Raw genomic sequence first — 18,421 nt, forward strand, 5'->3', positions numbered from 1 at the left:
TGCAACGCTGGCATACCATCCCGCTTGCTTGGCAAGCCCCGGCGACTTTGTCATAACCGCAGGCAAATCTTGCGTGTGGGGCCCGTGCCGGACATCCCGTGCAAGCCATAACAAGCAGCCGGGAGGGTCCCCATGTCCAACGTTCACGTTCTCGCCACCGACCTCGAATTTCTCGAAGGGCCGGTGGTCATGCCGGACGGCTCGGTCGTGCTGGTGGAAATTCGCGGCCAGCGCCTGACCCGAATCTATCCCGACGGCCGCAAGGAGGTCGTCGCCAAGGTGCCGGGCGGCCCGAACGGCGCAGCCCTCGGCCCCGACGGCAAGATCTACATCTGCAACAATGGCGGCTTCTCCTGGATTCCGACCGGCAAGATGATCATGCCCGGCCCGCAGCCGGACAGCTATCTCGGTGGCTCGATCCAGCGCGTCGATCTGCAATCGGGCAAGGTCGAGACCGTCGTGACCAAATGCGGCGAGCACGATCTGCGCGGGCCGAACGACCTCGTCTTCGACAAGCACGGCGGCCTCTGGTTCTCCGATCTCGGCAAGCGCCGCGCCCGCGAGATGGATGTCGGTGGCATGTATTATCTCAAGCCCGGCATGACCGAGATCGTCGAGGTCGTGCATGGCGTGCTGCCGGCGAACGGCATCGGCCTGTCGCCGGACGAGAACACCGTCTACATCGCGGAGACGCCCACGGGGCGGCTCTGGGCCTATGAGCTCTCCGCGCCCGGCGCGCTCAAGCCGCGCGAGGTGATCTACCGCGGCGAGCGCGGCAAGCCGATCTGCGGCCTCGGCGGCTACCAGATGTTCGACTCGCTCGCGGTGGAGGCGAACGGCAATGTCTGCGTCGCCACCCTCGTCTCCGGCTGCATCTCGGTGATCGCGCCTGACGGTACGCTGGTCGAGCAGGTCCCGACCGGCGATCGCGTCACCACCAACATCGCCTTCGGCGGCCCCGAGCTTAAGACCGCCTACATCACGCTCTCAGGCAAGGGCGAACTGATCGCCATGGACTGGCCGCGCGGCGGTTTGCCGCTCAATTTCCTAAACAAGTAAACGGTGCTAGTGACCGTCATTGCGAGCGAAGCGAAGCAATCCAGGAATGCGTCCGCGATGACAGTCTGGATTGCTTCGTCGCTTCGCTCCTCGCAATGACGTTAAGGAGAGACTTCAATGCCCTGGCCTGATCCCGTCACCCTGCGTGGGCAGCACGCCCGTCTCGAGCCGCTGTCGAAAGAGCATCGCGAGGGGCTGGTGGAGGCCGTGAAGGACGGCGAGCTCTACACGATCTGGTACACCGCGATCCCGACGCCGGAGAACGTGGCCAAGGAGATCGACCGCCGCTTGGGCCTCCAGGCCGCAGGCTCGATGCTGCCGTTCACCGTGTTCGATGCCGGCGGCAAGATCGTAGGCCAGACCACCTATATGAACATCGATGCCGCTAATCGCCGCGTCGAGATCGGCTCGACCTGGTATGCGAAGAGCGCGCAGCGCGGGCCGCTCAACACGCAGTGCAAGATTCTGCTGCTGACCCACGCCTTCGAGACGCTGAACTGCATCGCGGTCGAATTCCGCACGCATTTCTTCAACCATCAGAGCCGCCGCGCCATCGAGCGCCTTGGCGCCAAGCAGGACGGCATCCTGCGCAGCCACCAGGTCACGCCCAACGGCACGCTGCGGGACACCGTGGTTTACAGCATCACCGCCGCCGAATGGCCGACGGTGCGGACGCATTTGAATTATCAACTCAACGACAAGCCGCGCTGAGCGGCCGAGGCACCATGGACAGATTCGATTATGTGATCGTCGGCGCGGGCTCCGCCGGCTGCGTACTGACCAGCCGGCTCAGCGAAGATCCGAACGTGAGCGTCTGCGTGCTCGAAGCGGGCCCGAGCGACTGGCATCCCTACATCCATCTGCCGGCGGGCTTCATCAAGACGTTCCACATGAAGAGCATCAACTGGGCCTACCAGCAGGAGCCGGGGCCCTACACCGGCGGGCGCAGCATCTATGCGCCGCGCGGCAAGACGCTCGGCGGCTCGTCCTCGATCAACGGCCACATCTACAATCGCGGCCAGCGGATGGATTTCGACACCTGGGCGCAGATGGGCAATCGCGGCTGGGGTTATGCTGACGTGCTGCCTTACTTCAAGCGGTTGGAAAAGCGGGTCGGCGAGGGCGAGGACACCTATCGCGGCCGTGACGGCAACCTCACCGTTACCACGATGGACTGGCGCGATCCGCTCTGCGAGGCCTTCATGGAAGGCGCGGTCTCGCTCGGCATTCCCCGCAACCCCGATTACAACGGCGCTAAGCAGGAAGGCGTCTCCTACTGCCAGCGTACCATCAACAACGGCCTGCGCGTCTCCGGCTCGACCGCGTTCCTCAAGCCCGCGATGAAGCGGCCGAACGTGCATGTGCACACCCACGCGCACGCGACCGAGATCATTTTTGAAGGCAAGCGCGCCGTCGGCGTGCGCTACACCAAGGGCGGACGTGGCGGCACGTCGGTGGAAGTGCGTGCCAACAAGGAAGTGATCCTCTCCGGCGGCACCTATAATTCGCCGCAGCTGCTTCAGCTCTCCGGAATCGGCTCACCCGATCTGCTCGGCGCGCACGGCATCGCGGTGCGCCACGCGCTGCCGGTCGGCGAAGGTCTGCAGGATCATTACGCCCCGCGCACCGTAGCGCGCGTGAAGGACATCAAGACCATCAACGAGCTCCGCCGCGGCTTCTCGCTGTGGATCGAGGCGCTGAAATGGGCGACGGCGCGCCGCGGGCTGCTCTCGCTGTCGCCGACCATGGTCTATTGCTTCTGGCATTCCGGCGAGAGCGCGGACTCGTCCGACTTGCAACTCACCTTCACGCCGGCGAGCTACAAGGAAGGCGTGCAGGGCCAGCTCGAGGACGAGCCCGGCATGACGGTGGCGTCCTGGCAGCAGCGTCCCGAGAGCCGCGGCTATGTCCGCATTCGCTCCAACGATCCGTTCGCGCCGCCGATCATCCAGACCAACTATCTCGACGCCGAGCTCGACCGCCGCGTCATCGTCGGCGGCATGAAGCTCGCGCGCAGGCTTTTGAAGAGCGCGCCGCTGTCGCCCTATTACGCCTACGAGGATTTCCCGGGTCCGAACATCAACGCCGACGACGAATTCCTCGCCGCCGCCACCGAACGCGGTACCACCACCTTCCACCCCGGCTGCACCTGCCGCATGGGCCCGGCGGACAGCACATGGGCGGTGGTCGACGACCAGCTCCGCGTCCATGGGTTGGAGGGCCTCCGCGTCATCGACGCCTCCGTGATGCCGCGTATGATCTCGGCGAACTTGAACGCATCCACCATGATGATCGCCGATCGTGCCTCCGACCTCATCCGCGGCAAGCAGCCGATGGAAGCCGCGCGCGTGCCGGATGCGGCGGTGGCGTGAGGTACTTGAGCCCTGGCGTCAAGTCATCGATGAACGGGAGCGCCTTCTTCTGGAAGAGGAGTTAAGGAAGGAGATTGGCGACCGGCACCCGCTTGTCGGTTTGGAGATCAAGGTGCTTGGTAGGCGAGATGACCGTGACGACGTCCTTGCCTCGCCGGAAGATGGAAGAGTGGCCGAAGTTCACTTGACTTGGTCCGGCAGGAAGGAGGCTCATCCAAGCTGGCCCAGAACCGCCATTTTTGATTCGATGGACAAGTGGCGGACAGGGGCTGATCTGACGTAGCCCGATTGAGCGAAGCGCAACCCGGGCTACAGACGTGACCCGTCAGGCAAAACACCCCGCCACCCGTCGTGCAACAAGATCAAACGCCCACCCTCAAAAGAGGAAAGAGGATGGGCGCGCGGTGACTTATGACTTGATGACGTCCTACTTCTTCTCGGCGCTGGCTTCCTTAGCTGGGGGCGGCTTTATGCCGACGGTCAACTGGCGGATTTTTAAAGCGCCGCCTTCACGGATGTTGATGGAACCCCAGAACACCGTGACCTTAGTGGCGTCACCGCTCTTAGGATCCTTGCCGAAGATGTCCGTCTCGCCGTTGGCAACGACCAGATCGTTGTTGATGACCGACATGTTGCCGACTCTGATCTCAATATGATCGGTGCCGTTCTTGAAGTTGTTTTCGTATACGGTCTTGAGATCGGAAAACACACCGCCCGGGTTGATCTGGACCCCGTCCTTTGTATAGAGCGCAGCAACACAGGCCGCGTCTTTCTTGGCGACGCAGTCGGTGTAGGCGACGGCTATTTTTTCAGCCTCCTGCTTGACCTCATCGGCCAGCGCCGGTGCAGAGATGAAAGCGGAAGAACACAATGCCAAGAGCAATGAACGTCGCTTCATAACAACTTCCCCTCTGGTTGTGATGCACAATTGCATCGCGACGTCCTCCAACGTAGGACGCTGCGTTGCATTTGCTCCGAGGGGCGTCTTCTTCGTCAGGCTGAAACACTACCGGTTTGCGAGTATACACCATTTTGCACGGCTTAACGCGCCAACCTTGACCATCGACGACGGGGCGCGGGCATTCCTCGAGAATGCAGCGAATGCGTTACTGTTTCGAGAAAGACAGGCACATTGACGCATGCCGCAGATGAAAGTGTCTTGCTCGACGCGCGCGGTGGCCTACTTGTTCATCATCCGGCGGAGCTTCCAATCGACATCCCTGGCGTTCTCTCCGCAACGGCCTGCTTCACCATCGTCATTACGTTCGGTCCGACGGCTCCTGGCGGACGCGCCTTTGCGGGTCCTTTATGATCCGCCTCAACTCCGCGGCTACGCCATCCAACACCGCGCGCTTTTCCTTCATCCGCTTGGAGTGATTGTAGATCTTGCCGGTGACGGTCGGCACGATCACGTCACCCTTCTTGCTGACGGCATGATCGAGGCACTTCGCGATCCACGCATCGTCGAAGCCGAGGTCGCCGGCCAGGGTTGCCGCTGTCCGGCGCAGGTCATGCGGCGGATGTGGCATTTGCGTCAACCGGCGCGGTGTCGGCGACTTTCGCAGGGGTGAGGGAGGCCAGAACGAATTCGGCTCCCGGGAGAGCACGGCATAAGCCGTCCAACCACTGCGCAGGGAAGGCCGTGTGTTTGGCTTCACCTGTATGCCGCTGTGCAGTTCTTCTGCGTGTGCTTTCGCACAGCGGACCGTGGGTGCCAGCCGGCACCCGGCCTTCCCTGCGCCCTCTTTCCTGGAGGGCGTGACGGAGACGGCGAAGCTCGGGCGAAATGCGCCGCGAGGATGCTGCGGCGTGTCTGCGCTCGCAATGACGATGTGGAGAGCGTGCGCTTTCCCTCTTTCCTCGAGCGCGGCTCCTCGGGACATTCACCCTTAAATTGCAGGATGCGCCTTGACGTAGTAGAAACAGCAGATGCGCTTCATCTCAATACTCTGCCTCTTGATCCTCACGATCTCTCCCTGCTTTGCCCAGTCTCCCCGGGTTTCCGCAGAGGTGACGACCCTGATCAGCCAGGGGCCGCTGCTCGCGGTGCTCGATCATGACAATTCATCCGCGCTTTCGCTGGTGACCCTGTTCAGGAAAATTCACGCCGCGCAAAAGCTGCCGCAGCCGGCGGTCGCCACCGGCCCGACGCGGGCGAGCGATTTGTCTCAATTCAGTGGGACCTACGCGCAGTTCGCTGCCGTGATGTCCGCCGACATCACGCGTATCACAGCGGGACTCGGCATCGATTGGGAAAAGGAGATCCTGAAAACCTACGACCCGAGGTCGGCCAGAACGGACGCCGGCAAGACGCTGCGGCTGAATGGCAACGTTGCGCGCGTGTTTAACGAGAGATGGCTCGGTTCCAGCGACGGATTGTTTCTCCTGTCGGGCGTCGTCAATCGGATGGACCGCCGCGATTTCGATTCCGCGCATTGCGGCGAATTGCGCTTCATCTACCGGCTCGGCTACGAAGTGAGGATGAACGGCAAGACTTACGCGTCGCGCATGCCGTTCACCGTGAACATGGTGTTCAGTTACGCGGATGACGGCAGGAATTGCCAGGACGTCGCCTCGCTGTGGCGCGTCGCCGGGATCGATACTGACGATCCGGCAGTAGTTGCCCAACGCCTGCTGCAGGGGCCGCTGGATCTTTCGCGACTCATCTTCAAGCAGATGGAGATCAATGCGCAGGTGGTGCGCTTCCCATCAGACCTCGAAAACATGGAGAACCGCAAATTCGCCGGACAGGCGATCTACTGGATGCGGATCTTCGCGCTGAGGGATGGCAAGTTTCAGCCGACACGGCTGGAAAATACGCCTGATGTGCAGGCAATCCTGAAGGATCCCGCCAAGCAGAAGCAGTTGCAGGACTATCTCGCCGGCCACATCGCCGAGATCGACAACGGGACCTTCAGGATACCGGAGAGCCTGGAGGCCGATATCGCGCTGAGTTTTTCCACTGCCGGCAGCGCGCGCATGGCCAATCGTCCCTTCGATCTCGCAATCAGCGGCGAGCAGGCGGCACGGATCGTCGCGGCGGCGGGTGTCCCCGGGAGGTCACCAAAATTCGTGCAATCCGGCGCGGGTCTGCTCGAACGCCTGAACACGTCGTCCTGCATGGGCTGCCATCAATCATCCTCGACCGCCGGATTCCATTTTCTCGGCGTGGACCGGTTCGATTTCGGCCGCGACGCGGACGCGATCAGGAGCGCGCTTGACGGTAACGAGTTGCAATTGCCGTTCTCGCCCCATGTCTACGCGGAACTTGTTCGCCGCAAGGACTATGTCGAGCGGGTTTCGCTCGGTCAGGCGCCGAACAGTTTTCGTCCGCATCCTTCGGCGCCCCCGGCGGCCTGGGAAAGCGGAAATCCGGCCTATGTTGTCGCCGGCGACAACATGCCGTGCCCTTTGAATGCGGATCTGGCGCATGCCGCGAAATGGAGCTGCAATGCCGCGCGCAACCTCACTTGTCAGGCGTTGGTGACGAACGCCGCGACCTCCTCCAATCTCGGCCAATGCGTGGCCGCGGCACAGAATGTCGTCGCGGGTTTGAGCTGCCGCTCAAACGTCATCGAGGACTCCACAGCGAAGACCGCCGCCAACAACCCGCTCGGCTTCAACCTGCGCGCGTTCGGCGACCGCGTCAGCAAGGAAGAACTCGTCTACAAGCTGCCGGAAGGAAAATTGAGCGGCTATGGCTACAACTGCCGTCCAACCAAGATCGGCGTGCCACTGGGCCGCGTCACGCGTCCCTGCAGGCCCGAGGAGGCGTCGCTGGCGGTGATCCGGCCCGGCAGCGTGCCCGAGGAAATCTGCGCGATCGTCGGAGGCAAGGGCTTTGAGCAGATGGCCAAGGGATATTTCGACAGCGGCATTTTCGCCGCTGGCGTCGGCCGCGGCCTCCTGAACACATGCTCGCCGTCGCGGTTTTGCCGCGAGGACTATATTTGCCAGCAGATGCCGGATTTTGTCACGAGTGCAAGGTTCAACGTCAGTGCCCCGGCGTTGAATAACTTGAGAAGCCGAGAAATCGGGTTCTGTACCCCAACCTATTTCGTTTATCAGCTCCGCCTTGACGGTCATCCGAATCCGAGATGACGCGAGGAAGCGCGGCCCGGAGTAGCGGTAGGAATTGCGGTCAGGTTGTCTCTGCGCGCTGGCAGATCAAACCTCCCTCCGGCTCAAAAACGCCAGCCGCTCGAACAGATGCACGTCCTGCTCGTTCTTGAGCAGCGCGCCGTGCAGCGGCGGGATCAGCTTGCGCGGGTCGCGTTCGCGCAGTTGCTCCACGCTCATGTCCTCGTTGAGCAGCAGCTTGAGCCAGTCGAGCAGCTCGGAGGTCGACGGCTTCTTCTTCAACCCCGGGACCTCGCGCACCTCGAAGAAGATGCGCAGCGCTTCCTCGACCAGGCGCTTCTTGATGCCGGGGAAGTGGACGTCGACGATGCGGCCCATGGTGTCGGCGTCGGGGAACTTGATGTAGTGGAAGAAGCAGCGGCGCAGGAAGGCGTCCGGCAGCTCTTTCTCGTTGTTGGAGGTGATCATCATGATCGGGCGCTGCTTGGCCTTGATCGTCTCGCCGGTCTCGTAGACATGGAATTCCATGCGGTCGAGCTCGAGCAGCAGGTCGTTCGGAAACTCGATGTCGGCCTTGTCGATCTCGTCGATCAGCAGCACCGGGCGCTGCTCGGCGGTGAAGGCTTCCCACAGCTTGCCGCGCTTGATGTAGTTCCTGATGTCGGAGACACGGGCATCGCCGAGCTGGCTGTCGCGCAGGCGCGACACCGCGTCGTATTCGTAGAGGCCCTGCTGCGCCTTGGTGGTGGACTTGATGTGCCAGGTCAAAAGCGGCGCGTTCAGCGCCTTCGCCACTTCCTCCGCCAGCACGGTCTTGCCGGTGCCGGGCTCGCCCTTGATGAGCAGCGGGCGCTCCAGCACGATCGAGGCATTGACGGCGACCTTGAGATCGTCGGTCGCAACATAGTCCTTGGTGCCGGTAAATTTCATCGCGCGTCCTTGTTGGTCGTCGTCCCGGGCGTTGCCAATTTCATTGCCCCGGTCGCGACATGGGAACGGCCGCTCATGGCGGCCGTTCCTGGTTCGGTCAGGCTTTCAGACCCGTTTTATCAGCGAAAGGATGACGAGCACAATCACCGCGCCGATGGTGGCGTCCACGATGGCGCCGATCGTGCCGGTGGCCAGCGCAATATGCAGTTGCGGCAGCACCCAGCTCGCCACCAGCGCGCCGATGATGCCGACCACCATGTTGCCGATCAGGCCAAATCCCGCCCCATGGACAATCTTGCCGGCAAGCCAGCCGGCGATCGCGCCAATGATGAGCGCTGCGAGAATTCCCATTGCAAACGTCCCCAAAACAACCCCGTGAGACGGTCAATTCTAGAGCAAAAAGCCGACCGGTCCAGCGTCCCGCGGCGGGCTCCGCCCCTTGACGTTGGCCCCCCGACGGGCAATCTGTCACCCATGTTCCTGCAATTCTTCACTTCTCTGCGCGATGCGCAGGTCCCCGTGACGCTGCGCGAATACCTCACGCTGATGGAGGCGCTCGACGCTGATCTGTCGGACTATTCGGTCGAGAATTTCTACTATCTGTCGCGCACCTCGCTGGTGAAGGACGAGCGCAACCTCGACAAGTTCGACCGCGTCTTCGGCACGGTGTTCAAGGGGCTGGAAAGCCTGCTCGACGCCATGGAGAAGGCGGAGATCCCCGAGGAATGGCTGAAGAAGCTCGCCGAGAAATACCTCAGCGAGGAGGAAAAAAAGCAGATCGAGGCGATGGGCTGGGACAAGCTCATGGAGACGCTGAAGAAGCGCCTCGAGGAGCAGAAGGGCCGGCACCAGGGCGGCTCGAAGTGGATCGGCACCGCCGGCACCTCGCCGTTCGGCGCCCACGGCCACAATCCCGAAGGCGTTCGCATCGGCCAGGAGAAGAACCGCAACAACCGCGCCGTGAAGGTGTGGGACAAACGCGAGTTCAAGGATCTCGACGGCAATGTCGAGCTCGGCATCCGCAACATCAAGGTGGCGCTGCGGCGCCTGCGCAAGTTCGCGCGCACCGGAGCGCCGGACGAGCTCGATCTCGACACCACCATCCGCGAGACCGCCAATCACGGCTATCTCGACGTCCACATGCGGCCCGAGCGGCGCAATGCGGTGAAGCTGCTGGTGTTCTTCGACATCGGCGGCTCGATGGATTCGCATATCGAGCAGGTCGAGGAGCTGTTCTCAGCGGCGAAGAGCGAGTTCAAGCACATGGAGTATTTCTACTTCCACAACTGCCTCTATGAAGGCGTGTGGAAGCAGAACAAACGCCGCTTCACCGACCGCACGCCGACCTGGGACGTGCTGCACAAATACCCGCACGACTACAAGGTCGTGTTCGTCGGCGACGCATCGATGTCGCCTTACGAGATCATGGTGCCGGGCGGCTCTGTCGAGCACGTCAACGAGGAACCCGGCTCGGTCTGGCTCGACCGCATCATCCGCACCTATCCGCATACGGTGTGGCTCAATCCGGTGCAGCAGAAGCATTGGGACTATTCGGAATCGACCACCATCATCAAACGCATTTTTGCCAACCGCATGTACCCGATCACGATCGAGGGGCTCGAGGGTGCGATGAAGGAATTGACGCACTAGCTGCACGCGCCGTCAGTCCGGACGGCCGCGCAGCGGCCGACAAGAGGGAGAACCACATGCCCCAGACCATCACCCGCGGCATCAAGGCGCTGATCGACGAGGCCAATGCCGAGATCGAGACGCTCAACGCCAAGGAGGCCATCGAGATCTCCAAGAACGGTGACGTCGTCATCGTCGACATCCGCGACCCCCGCGAGATCGAGCGCGACGGCCGCATCCCCGGCGCGTTCGCCTGCACCCGCGGCATGCTCGAATTCTGGATCGATCCGCAGAGCCCCTACGCAAAACCGATCTTCCAGGAGGACAAGAAATTTGTCTTCCATTGCGCCGGCGGCATGCGCTCCGCGCTCGCGGCCAAGACCGCCAAGGACATGGGCTTGAAACCCGTCGCCCACATCGCCGGCGGCTACGCCGCCTGGCGCGATGCCGGCGGCCCGGTGGAGCAGTGGGAGCCGAAGAAGAAGGGGTGAGGTGAACACCTCCCTCACCACATACTCCGTCATGCCCGGGCTTGACCCAAGGCATCCACGTCTTTGCCGCGACGAAGAACGTGGATGGCTGGGACAAGCCCGGCCATGACGACTGAGACAACTGCCGGAGCATGCAATGACCACCGACCCCCTCGTCTCCACCGAATGGCTCGCCGCCCACATCAACGACTCCAACGTCAAGATCCTCGACGCCAGCTTCAAGCTGCCGGGCGTGCTGCCGCTGCCGAAGGACGATTATCTCACAGCGCATCTGCCGGGTGCCGTGTTCTTCGACGTCGATGCGGTGTCGGATCATTCCAACCCGCTGCCGCACATGTATCCGAGCGCCGAGCAGTTCGGCCGTGACGCAGGCCAACTCGGCATCTCCAATGCCGACACCGTCGTGCTCTACGATGCCGGCGGCTGGGTCGCTGCTCCCCGCGCCTGGTGGATGTTCCTGGCCTTCGGCCACAGCAATGTGCGCATCCTCAATGGCGGGCTGAAGAAGTGGCGCGCCGAGGGGCGTCCGGTCGAGAGCGGCGAGGCGAAGCCAAAGCCGGCGAGCTTCAAGGCGAGCTACGATTCAAAACGCGTGCGCAGCATGCAACAGCTGATCGCCAACGTCGAAAGCGGCAAGGAGCAGGTGATCGACGCACGCGCCGCTGATCGCTTCGAGGGCCGCGCGCCCGAGCCGCGCGCGGGCATTCGCTCCGGCCACATCCCTGGCGCCCGCAACGTGCCCTACAATCTGCTGTTCGATGCCGCGACCGGCACCATGAAGCCGCTCGAGGACTTGCGCGCCGCCTTCGCGAACGCCGGCGTCAAGCTCGATGCGCCGATCGTGACGAGCTGCGGCTCGGGCGTGTCCGCCGGCGTGTTGACGCTCGCACTCTATCGCCTCGGCATCACCGACACCGCGCTCTATGACGGTTCGTGGTCGGAATGGGGCCAGGCCAGCGGCCCGCCGGTCGCGACCGGGCCGGCGTAACCTTACTGGCGCGTGCGCGTGGCCGTTGTCGCCAGCATCTGCTGCGGCTGGCCGAACGGATCATAGCTCTGCCGCAACTGCTGAGGCGGAGGACGCCGCACCATGCGGTGCCGCTTCTTCGCCTTCGCCTGGCGTTTGGCCGCCTTGCTGTCCGGGGCGCTGCTGTCCGCCTTCGCGTCCCCCTTGGCCTTCGCCGGTGCATCCTTCAAGGCCGGCGCAGCCGGATCGTTCAGCGCGGCCACCTTGGCCGGGGCAATGTCGGGCGCCGGGGAGGCGAGGGCCGCACCGGGATCGGCCGGCGCCGGTTCGCTGGCGGTCACGGCAGGCGTGGGCTCGGGGATCGATGCCGTTGTGTCGGCCAGGGTGAGTGTGTCGGCGGGAGCCGGCGCGATGGCTTCCGTCGTGGCCTCGGCCTGCACCGGTTCGGCGGCCGGAGGCGCGGCCTCGGTGACCTGCGGCGGCACGTCGGGCTCGGTCGTCAGGGCGGCCACCTGTTCGGGCTCGTTCACCGGCAAGCCGATGGTCGGCACCCGGTCGCGCAGCGATGGCGCGGGCTCGGCGGCCGCCTCAGGCTCGGCGCGGAGCGCCGCGAGCACCGGCTGGGCCGGCTCGGAAGCCTGCGCAAACACCTTCTCCTGCGGGCCGTTCCGCCAGGATGGGTTGCTGACATACTGCTCGTGGGTGGCCCGCAGCAGCGCGGCGGCACCTAGGCCGAACACCAGGATGGAGGTTGACAGCAGGATCGCGGCAAACAGGAAGCGAAAGCCGGGAAGCATCGGACGGGTTACGAATTTCCGCCCCGGCGGGTGGCGGCCGGGACCCAAGAGCCATCTGAACGCGGTGACGGTACTGATTGCCGTTCGCCGCGCCGGGACGGAAGCTCAAAGCGGAGACGAATCAGGCTGATTCGAACATATCGCAACGCCTCCGCGCCGTTCCCTTAAATTCGGGCCGGAGACTCCGGCAATCCACGGCCGGATGCGATTTCCGCCCCGTGATGCAACGGGGCAACTGTGTGTACCTGCATCACAAATCGCTAACTCAGGCACAAATCAGCCTGTAATGTCTTGAATGTGCCGCTATCTTCGGTCATCTGGCCGTTAACGGTCCGGATGGGCTCGGGGACTATACAAGAGCGATGATGATCAAACATTTTCTGACGATATGCGCTGCCGCAACAGTCGCTGCGGCGGGAACCTCGCTCGCACAGGCTCAGAGCTATCCGGTCCAGCAGGCGCCGAGCTATGGCGCGCCAGCCGAATATCGCCCCGGCGACCGCACGCCGAATTTCGACTCGCTGGACGATGAAGACGACGCGATGCCGCAGGCGTCGCTGCCGCCGCCCGGTCCGGCCGACGATCCGCGCTACGGCCGCCCGGCTGGCCCTCCGCCGGTCTATTCCGCCGCGCCGCCGCAGGGGCCGGTGATGTCGCCCGATGATCCGCGCTATGGCCGTCCGGCTGGCGCTCCGCCGGTCTATTCGGCGGCGCCGCCGCAGGGCCCCGTGATGTCACCCGACGATCCCCGCTACGGCCGCCCCGCCGGCCCGCCCGCGGTGATCTATGCCGATCGCCCGGGTCAGGCACCCGGCAGGGACGGCCTGCGTCCGCCGGAGGCCATCGGTGGTCCCGCCGCGACCGGAACGGTTCAGTCCGGCCAGCCGCCCGTGGGCAACGATGGCCGGCCGATGGCGATCGCTTCGCTGCCGCCCGAGGAGCAGCCCGACGCTGCCCCGGCACAGTTGTCGCCGAACCTGCGCCGCCAGGAAGTCTCGCTGGCGACCAAGGAGCCGGCCGGAACGCTCATTGTCGATACCCCGAACACCTACCTCTACTACGTGCTCGGAGGCGGCCGTGCGATCCGCTACGGCGTCCGCGTCGGCCGCGATGGCTTCACCTGGACCGGCGTGCAGAAGATCACCCGCAAGGCCGAGTGGCCGGATTGGCATCCGCCGACCGAGATGATCGAGCGTCAGCCCTATCTGCCGCGCTTCATGGCCGGCGGCCCCGGCAATCCGCTCGGCGCACGCGCGATGTATCTCGGCTCGACCGTCTACCGCATCCACGGCACCAACCAGCCTTCGACCATCGGCAAGTTCGTGTCGTCGGGCTGCATCGGCATGCTGAACGAGGACGTCTCCGACCTGTTCGACCGCGTCAAGGTCGGCACCCGCGTGGTAGTGATGCCGGGGGGCCCGCCGCCGGGAACGGCGACTGCCTCCGCTGCGCCGACGTCGGGCGCTGCCGGTCCGGCTCCGATGGCTGCCCAGGCTGGCCCCGTCCCGGGCACCCAGCCGACCGTGGTGCCGCCGCTGCCCGCGCCGGTCACCGTGCGCTAAGCGCTGCGAGACAATTCAGATCAGTGAAGGGCGTGCCGTCGGCACGCCCTTTTCGTTTCAGGCCAGCTTGCGCGGCAGCTCGCGCCCCCCGGTGAAGGCGTCGATCGCCTCGACCATCTGCCCGTAATGGATGCGCAAGCCGTCCTCGGTGGCGTAGCCGAGATGCGGCGTCAGCACGAGATTGTCGAGCTTGCGGAAGGGATCGTCGACCGGCAGCGGCTCGACCGAGAACACGTCGATGCCGGCGCCCGCGATCTTCCGCTGCTGCAAGGCTTCCAGCAGCGCCTGCTCGTCCACGATCGGGCCGCGCGCGGTGTTGACGAGGAAGGCCGTCGGCTTCATCCGCGCGAGATCGGCAGCCCCGACCAGTCCGCGCGAGCGATCGCTCAGCACCACATGGATGGTGATGATATCGGCCTTGGCGAACAGCTCCTCCTTGGTGGCGTAGCCGACGCCGGCCGCTGCACACTTCTCCGGCGTAAGGTTCGGGCTCCAGGCGATCACGTTCATGCCGAATGCTTTCGCGATGCCCGCCATCTTGCTGCCGAGCTTGCCGAGCCCGACGACGCCGAGTGTCAGTCCCTCGATCTCGACACCGGCAAAGGTCTGCCAGGGCTCGCCCGCATGCATGCGCGCATTCTCGCGGCCGATACCGCGGGTCAGCTCGAGGATCAGGCCCATGGTCAGCGGCGCGGTCGGATCGCGGGAGTATTGCGTGCCGCCGATGGCAACGCCTTGCGCCTTCGCGGCCTCCATGTCGATCGAGGCATTGCGCATGCCGGAGGTCAAGAGCAGCTTCAGCTTCGGCAGCGACGCGAACAGGCTCTTGGGGAACGCCGTGCGCTCGCGCATCGCGCAGATGATCTCGAAATCGGCCAGCGCGCTCGCCGCGGCCTGCTCCGAGGCAAAGGGATGGCTGAACACGGTGACGTCGACGCGGTCGGACAGTTTTTGCCAGTCAGCGACGTCGAGGGCGAGGTTGAAATAGTCGTCGAGAATTGCACAGCGCAGCCGCGTCATCAGCTTTTATCCATGGCGAGAGGTGTCGGCGCCAGGCGGAGGGCGCCATCGTCGGAACCTGGCCATGGTTGCGCGCAATCACGCCTGCGCGCAAGCAGCTGACGTGTTCAAAAATCCGATAGGAGATCCGATAGGAGAGAAGGGCTCAGAGGTCGCGGGGCTTGAGGCGGAACGGCGTGTCCATGCCGTGCTTGGCGCGCCAGGCGGGGCCGGGACCACGCATGTAGTGCAGCTCGGGGCGGTAAGGGTTGAAAGCGGTGGCGAAGAAGCGCTTCCAGAAGCCCTTGATCTCCGTGACGAGTCCGGAAGCGCTACCGGCTCGTGCCGGAACGGCTATGGAATTGGTCTCGATCAGAGCCATGGTGTGGCCTCGCTGTTCTCCCCGCCGCTTCTGCCGCGGGTGGCGTCTTTTTCGGCGCCACGACGAGCTTTGGCCCACTTTATTAAAAAATGGTTTCAATTGTCCGGATCGGCGGCCGGATGGTGTCCATTCCGTATTGATCCGTGGTGAACGGAGGGAAAACATTGCCCTTTGGGGGCGGGATCGTTACATCGGCGGCAAGCAAATTTCCTCAAATCGAAGGTTTCACGGGACCGATGGCGCGCCAGTTCATCTATTTCATGCAGGGCCTGACCAAGAGCTACCCGACCCGGAAGGTGCTCGATAACATTCATCTGTCGTTCTACCCGGACGCCAAGATCGGCGTGCTCGGCGTCAACGGCTCGGGCAAGTCGACGCTGCTCAAGATCATGGCCGGCCTCGACAAGGAGTATAACGGCGAGGCCTGGGTCGCCCAGGGCGCCCGCGTCGGCTATCTCGAGCAGGAACCGCATCTCGATCCGGCGCTCTCCGTGCGCGAGAACGTCATGCTGGGTGTCGCCAAGCAGAAGGCCATTCTCGATCGCTACAACGAGCTGGCGATGAACTATTCGGAAGAAACCGCCGACGAGATGACCAAGCTGCAGGACGAGATCGAGGCCCAGGGCCTCTGGGATCTCGACAGCAAGGTCGACCAGGCGATGGACGCGCTGCGCTGCCCGCCGGACGATGCCGATGTGACGAAACTCTCGGGCGGTGAGCGCCGGCGCGTCGCGCTGTGCAAGCTGCTGCTCGACCAGCCCGAGCTGTTGCTGCTCGACGAACCGACCAACCATCTCGACGCCGAGTCCGTGTCGTGGCTCGAAGGCCATCTGCGCAACTATCCCGGCGCGATCCTGATCGTCACCCACGACCGCTACTTCCTCGACAACGTCACGAGCTGGATTCTCGAGCTCGACCGCGGCAAGGGCATTCCCTACGAGGGCAACTACTCGTCCTGGCTGGTGCAGAAGCAGAAGCGGCTCGAGCAGGAAGGCCGTGAGGACGCTGCGCATCAGAAGACGATCGCGCGCGAGCAGGAATGGGTCGCGTCCTCGCCGAAGGCGCGCCAGGCCAAATCCAAGGCGCGTTATCAGCGCTACGAAGAGCTGCTCAAGCAGGCGAGCGAGAAGCAGACCCAGACCGCGCAGATCATCATCCCCGTCGCCGAGCGGCTCGGTGCCAACGTCGTCGACTTCGAAGGCCTCAGCAAAGGCTATGGCGATCGCCTGCTGATCGACGATCTCACTTTCAAGCTGCCGCCCGGCGGTATCGTCGGTGTGATCGGCGCCAACGGCGCCGGCAAGACCACGCTGTTCAAGATGATCACCAAGCAGGAAACGCCGGACAAGGGCACCATCACGGTCGGCGAGACCGTGCATCTCGGCTATGTCGACCAGTCGCGCGACGCGCTCGACGGCAACAAGAACGTGTGGGAGGAGATTTCCGGCGGCAACGAGCTGATCCTGCTCGGCAAGAAGGAAGTCAACTCGCGCGGCTATTGCTCGTCGTTCAACTTCAAGGGCGCCGACCAGCAGAAGAAGGTCGGTGCGCTCTCCGGCGGTGAGCGCAACCGCGTGCATCTCGCCAAGATGCTGAAGTCCGGCGCCAACGTCCTGCTGCTCGACGAACCGACCAACGATCTCGACGTCGACACGCTGCGCGCGCTCGAAGAGGCGCTGGAAGATTTTGCCGGCTGCGCCGTCATCATCAGCCATGACCGCTGGTTCCTCGATCGCATCGCGACCCACATCCTGGCCTTCGAAGGCGACAGCCACGTCGAATGGTTCGAAGGCAACTTCCAGGACTACGAGAAGGACAAGATGCGCCGGCTCGGCCAGGACAGCATCATTCCGCACCGCGTGAAGTACAAGAAGCTGACGCGGTGATGAGGGCATGATGCGGCGGGCGCTCATAGCTGCGGTGATCACGATGATCTGCGGCCTGTCGCCCGCCCGCGCTGCCGACGCCGCCTTCACGCAGTTCATCGCCTCGCTCTGGCCGGAGGCGCAGGCCGCCGGCGTGTCGCGCGCGACATTCGATGAGCAGACGCGCGGGCTCGAGCCCGATTACAAGCTCCCCGACCTGATCCTGCCCGGGCGGCCGGCCACTGGCGCACCGTCGCAGGCCGAGTTCGTGCAGGTGCCGGCCGACTACGTCAAGGAAGCCTCGATCGCGCGGCTTGCGGGCGAGGGGCAGCGGCTGCTGCAAAAATATCGCCCGGCGCTGAGTGAGATCGAGAAGAAATCCGGCGTGCCGGCCACCACCATGCTCGCGATCTGGGGCCGCGAGACCGATTACGGCCGCTACACGCTGCCTTACGATCTCGTGCGCGTGCTGGCGACGCAGGCCTATGTCGGGCGACGCAAGGACACCTATCGCAACGAGTTCATCCTCTCGCTGAAGATCCTCGGCGAGGGCGTGGTGACGCGCAAGGACATGCGCTCGTCCTGGGCGGGTGCCACCGGGCTCACGCAATTCCTGCCGTCCGAATACTACAAGCACGGTGTCGACTTCGACGGCGACGGCCGCATCGACATCTGGCATTCGGTGCCGGATGCGCTGGCCTCGGCCGCGCAGCAGCTCGTCAACAAGGGCTGGCAGAGCGGCGTGCGCTGGGCTTACGAGGTCCAGGCGCCGGCCAAGGTCGATTGCACCAGCGGCGTGCCCGAGGTGACGAAGCCGATCGGCCAGTGGCTGCGCGAAGGTTTTGTGCCGGTGCGTGGCGAGAAGCTGAGCGCCGCCGAGCAGGCGCAGCCGGCCTCGCTGCTGCAGCCGGAAGGCATTTACGGCCCGTCGTTCCTGACGACGAAGAACTACTTCGTCATCAAGGAGTACAATTTCTCCGACCTCTACGTGCTGTTCGTCGGCCATCTCGGCGACCGCATGACGAGCCCGCTGCCGTTCGCGACACAATGGGCGGCCTCCAAGCAGTTGCGCACCAAGGACGTCGAGACCATGCAGCGCGGGCTCACGCGCGTCGGGCTCTACAAGGACAAGATCGACGGCAAGGCCGGGATGCAGACGCGCGCGGCGCTTGGCGCCTACCAGAAGTCGGCAGGCCTCAAGGTCGATTGCTGGCCGAGCGAAGAGGTGCTGCGCTCGATCCAGGCGGCGCGGTAGCGGCCTTAACTCTTCGCCAAAGAAAAAGCCCGG

17 protein-coding genes are annotated in these 18,421 nt (G+C 64.1%); 10 read left to right on the forward strand and 7 right to left on the reverse strand.

What is annotated here, in order from left to right:
• Nucleotides 1-132 precede the first annotated feature (132 nt).
• From QJT78_RS02715 to QJT78_RS02725, 3 genes are all read left to right on the forward strand, one after another.
• Entirely contained in the window at nucleotides 133-1,059 is a 927-nt protein-coding gene (locus QJT78_RS02715) for an SMP-30/gluconolactonase/LRE family protein (protein WP_038941856.1), read from the forward strand.
• Nucleotides 1,060-1,176: 117 nt separating this feature from the next.
• Nucleotides 1,177-1,770: a GNAT family protein gene (locus tag QJT78_RS02720; RefSeq protein ID WP_028147003.1), complete on the forward strand. Its 594-nt coding sequence runs from the start codon at nucleotides 1,177-1,179 to the stop codon at nucleotides 1,768-1,770.
• A 14-nt stretch (nucleotides 1,771-1,784) separates the two neighbouring features.
• Nucleotides 1,785-3,431, forward strand: coding sequence for a GMC family oxidoreductase N-terminal domain-containing protein (locus tag QJT78_RS02725; RefSeq protein WP_028147002.1), 1,647 nt, complete (start codon nucleotides 1,785-1,787; stop codon nucleotides 3,429-3,431).
• A 427-nt stretch (nucleotides 3,432-3,858) separates the two neighbouring features.
• Here the strand turns inward: QJT78_RS02725 and QJT78_RS02730 are convergent, their stop codons facing one another.
• Nucleotides 3,859-4,329, reverse strand: a complete 471-nt coding sequence (locus QJT78_RS02730) for a nuclear transport factor 2 family protein (protein ID WP_028152335.1) — start codon at nucleotides 4,327-4,329, stop codon at nucleotides 3,859-3,861.
• A 361-nt stretch (nucleotides 4,330-4,690) separates the two neighbouring features.
• Nucleotides 4,691-4,960 carry a hypothetical protein gene (locus QJT78_RS02735; protein ID WP_028152334.1) on the reverse strand — a complete coding sequence of 90 codons (270 nt, stop codon included), beginning with the start codon at nucleotides 4,958-4,960 and terminating at the stop codon, nucleotides 4,691-4,693.
• A gap of 400 nt (nucleotides 4,961-5,360) precedes the next feature.
• Here QJT78_RS02735 and QJT78_RS02740 point away from each other — a divergent pair, with 400 nt between their 5' ends.
• The gene (locus tag QJT78_RS02740) at nucleotides 5,361-7,532 is read left to right on the forward strand and encodes a hypothetical protein (protein ID WP_155258002.1); all 2,172 of its coding nucleotides are present in this window, start codon (nucleotides 5,361-5,363) and stop codon (nucleotides 7,530-7,532) included.
• A gap of 66 nt (nucleotides 7,533-7,598) precedes the next feature.
• On the opposite strand, the gene QJT78_RS02745 is transcribed toward QJT78_RS02740, so the two are convergent.
• Together QJT78_RS02745 and QJT78_RS02750 are read right to left on the reverse strand one after the other, a co-directional pair.
• Complete coding sequence (locus QJT78_RS02745; protein WP_028152332.1) at nucleotides 7,599-8,441, reverse strand: MoxR family ATPase; 843 nt, start codon at nucleotides 8,439-8,441, stop codon at nucleotides 7,599-7,601.
• Between the two features lie 105 nt (nucleotides 8,442-8,546).
• The gene (locus QJT78_RS02750) at nucleotides 8,547-8,792 is read right to left on the reverse strand and encodes a GlsB/YeaQ/YmgE family stress response membrane protein (protein ID WP_028152331.1); all 246 of its coding nucleotides are present in this window, start codon (nucleotides 8,790-8,792) and stop codon (nucleotides 8,547-8,549) included.
• A 123-nt stretch (nucleotides 8,793-8,915) separates the two neighbouring features.
• On the opposite strand from QJT78_RS02750, the gene QJT78_RS02755 reads away from it, so the two are divergent.
• The 3 genes from QJT78_RS02755 (at nucleotide 8,916) to sseA (ending at nucleotide 11,549) form a co-directional block, all read left to right on the forward strand.
• Nucleotides 8,916-10,091 (forward strand): VWA domain-containing protein, encoded by a 1,176-nt coding sequence (locus QJT78_RS02755; protein ID WP_028152330.1) that lies wholly within the window; start codon nucleotides 8,916-8,918, stop codon nucleotides 10,089-10,091.
• A gap of 56 nt (nucleotides 10,092-10,147) precedes the next feature.
• Nucleotides 10,148-10,561: a rhodanese-like domain-containing protein gene (locus tag QJT78_RS02760; RefSeq protein ID WP_028152329.1), complete on the forward strand. Its 414-nt coding sequence runs from the start codon at nucleotides 10,148-10,150 to the stop codon at nucleotides 10,559-10,561.
• A 136-nt stretch (nucleotides 10,562-10,697) separates the two neighbouring features.
• Nucleotides 10,698-11,549, forward strand: a complete 852-nt coding sequence (sseA, locus tag QJT78_RS02765) for a 3-mercaptopyruvate sulfurtransferase (RefSeq protein WP_028152328.1) — start codon at nucleotides 10,698-10,700, stop codon at nucleotides 11,547-11,549.
• 2 nt (nucleotides 11,550-11,551) lie between these two features.
• Here the strand turns inward: sseA and QJT78_RS02770 are convergent, their stop codons facing one another.
• Nucleotides 11,552-12,325, reverse strand: a complete 774-nt coding sequence (locus QJT78_RS02770) for a hypothetical protein (protein WP_028152327.1) — start codon at nucleotides 12,323-12,325, stop codon at nucleotides 11,552-11,554.
• 365 nt (nucleotides 12,326-12,690) lie between these two features.
• On the opposite strand from QJT78_RS02770, the gene QJT78_RS02775 reads away from it, so the two are divergent.
• The gene (locus QJT78_RS02775; protein WP_028152326.1) at nucleotides 12,691-13,887 is read left to right on the forward strand and encodes a L,D-transpeptidase; all 1,197 of its coding nucleotides are present in this window, start codon (nucleotides 12,691-12,693) and stop codon (nucleotides 13,885-13,887) included.
• 57 nt (nucleotides 13,888-13,944) lie between these two features.
• Here the strand turns inward: QJT78_RS02775 and QJT78_RS02780 are convergent, their stop codons facing one another.
• Complete coding sequence (locus tag QJT78_RS02780) at nucleotides 13,945-14,907, reverse strand: D-2-hydroxyacid dehydrogenase family protein (protein ID WP_028152325.1); 963 nt, start codon at nucleotides 14,905-14,907, stop codon at nucleotides 13,945-13,947.
• 145 nt (nucleotides 14,908-15,052) lie between these two features.
• On the reverse strand, nucleotides 15,053-15,268 hold the full coding sequence (locus QJT78_RS02785) for a hypothetical protein (protein WP_028152324.1): 216 nt from the start codon (nucleotides 15,266-15,268) through the stop codon (nucleotides 15,053-15,055).
• Between the two features lie 236 nt (nucleotides 15,269-15,504).
• Between QJT78_RS02785 and ettA the strand changes: the two genes are divergently transcribed.
• Nucleotides 15,505-17,154 (forward strand): energy-dependent translational throttle protein EttA, encoded by a 1,650-nt coding sequence (ettA, locus tag QJT78_RS02790; RefSeq protein ID WP_028152323.1) that lies wholly within the window; start codon nucleotides 15,505-15,507, stop codon nucleotides 17,152-17,154.
• Nucleotides 17,155-17,161: 7 nt separating this feature from the next.
• On the forward strand, nucleotides 17,162-18,388 hold the full coding sequence (locus QJT78_RS02795; protein WP_028152322.1) for a lytic murein transglycosylase: 1,227 nt from the start codon (nucleotides 17,162-17,164) through the stop codon (nucleotides 18,386-18,388).
• Nucleotides 18,389-18,421 lie beyond the last annotated feature (33 nt).

Origin of the sequence: Bradyrhizobium sp. Mp27 (assembly GCF_029953005.1) — a bacterium.
Lineage (GTDB): Bacteria > Pseudomonadota > Alphaproteobacteria > Rhizobiales > Xanthobacteraceae > Bradyrhizobium > Bradyrhizobium barranii.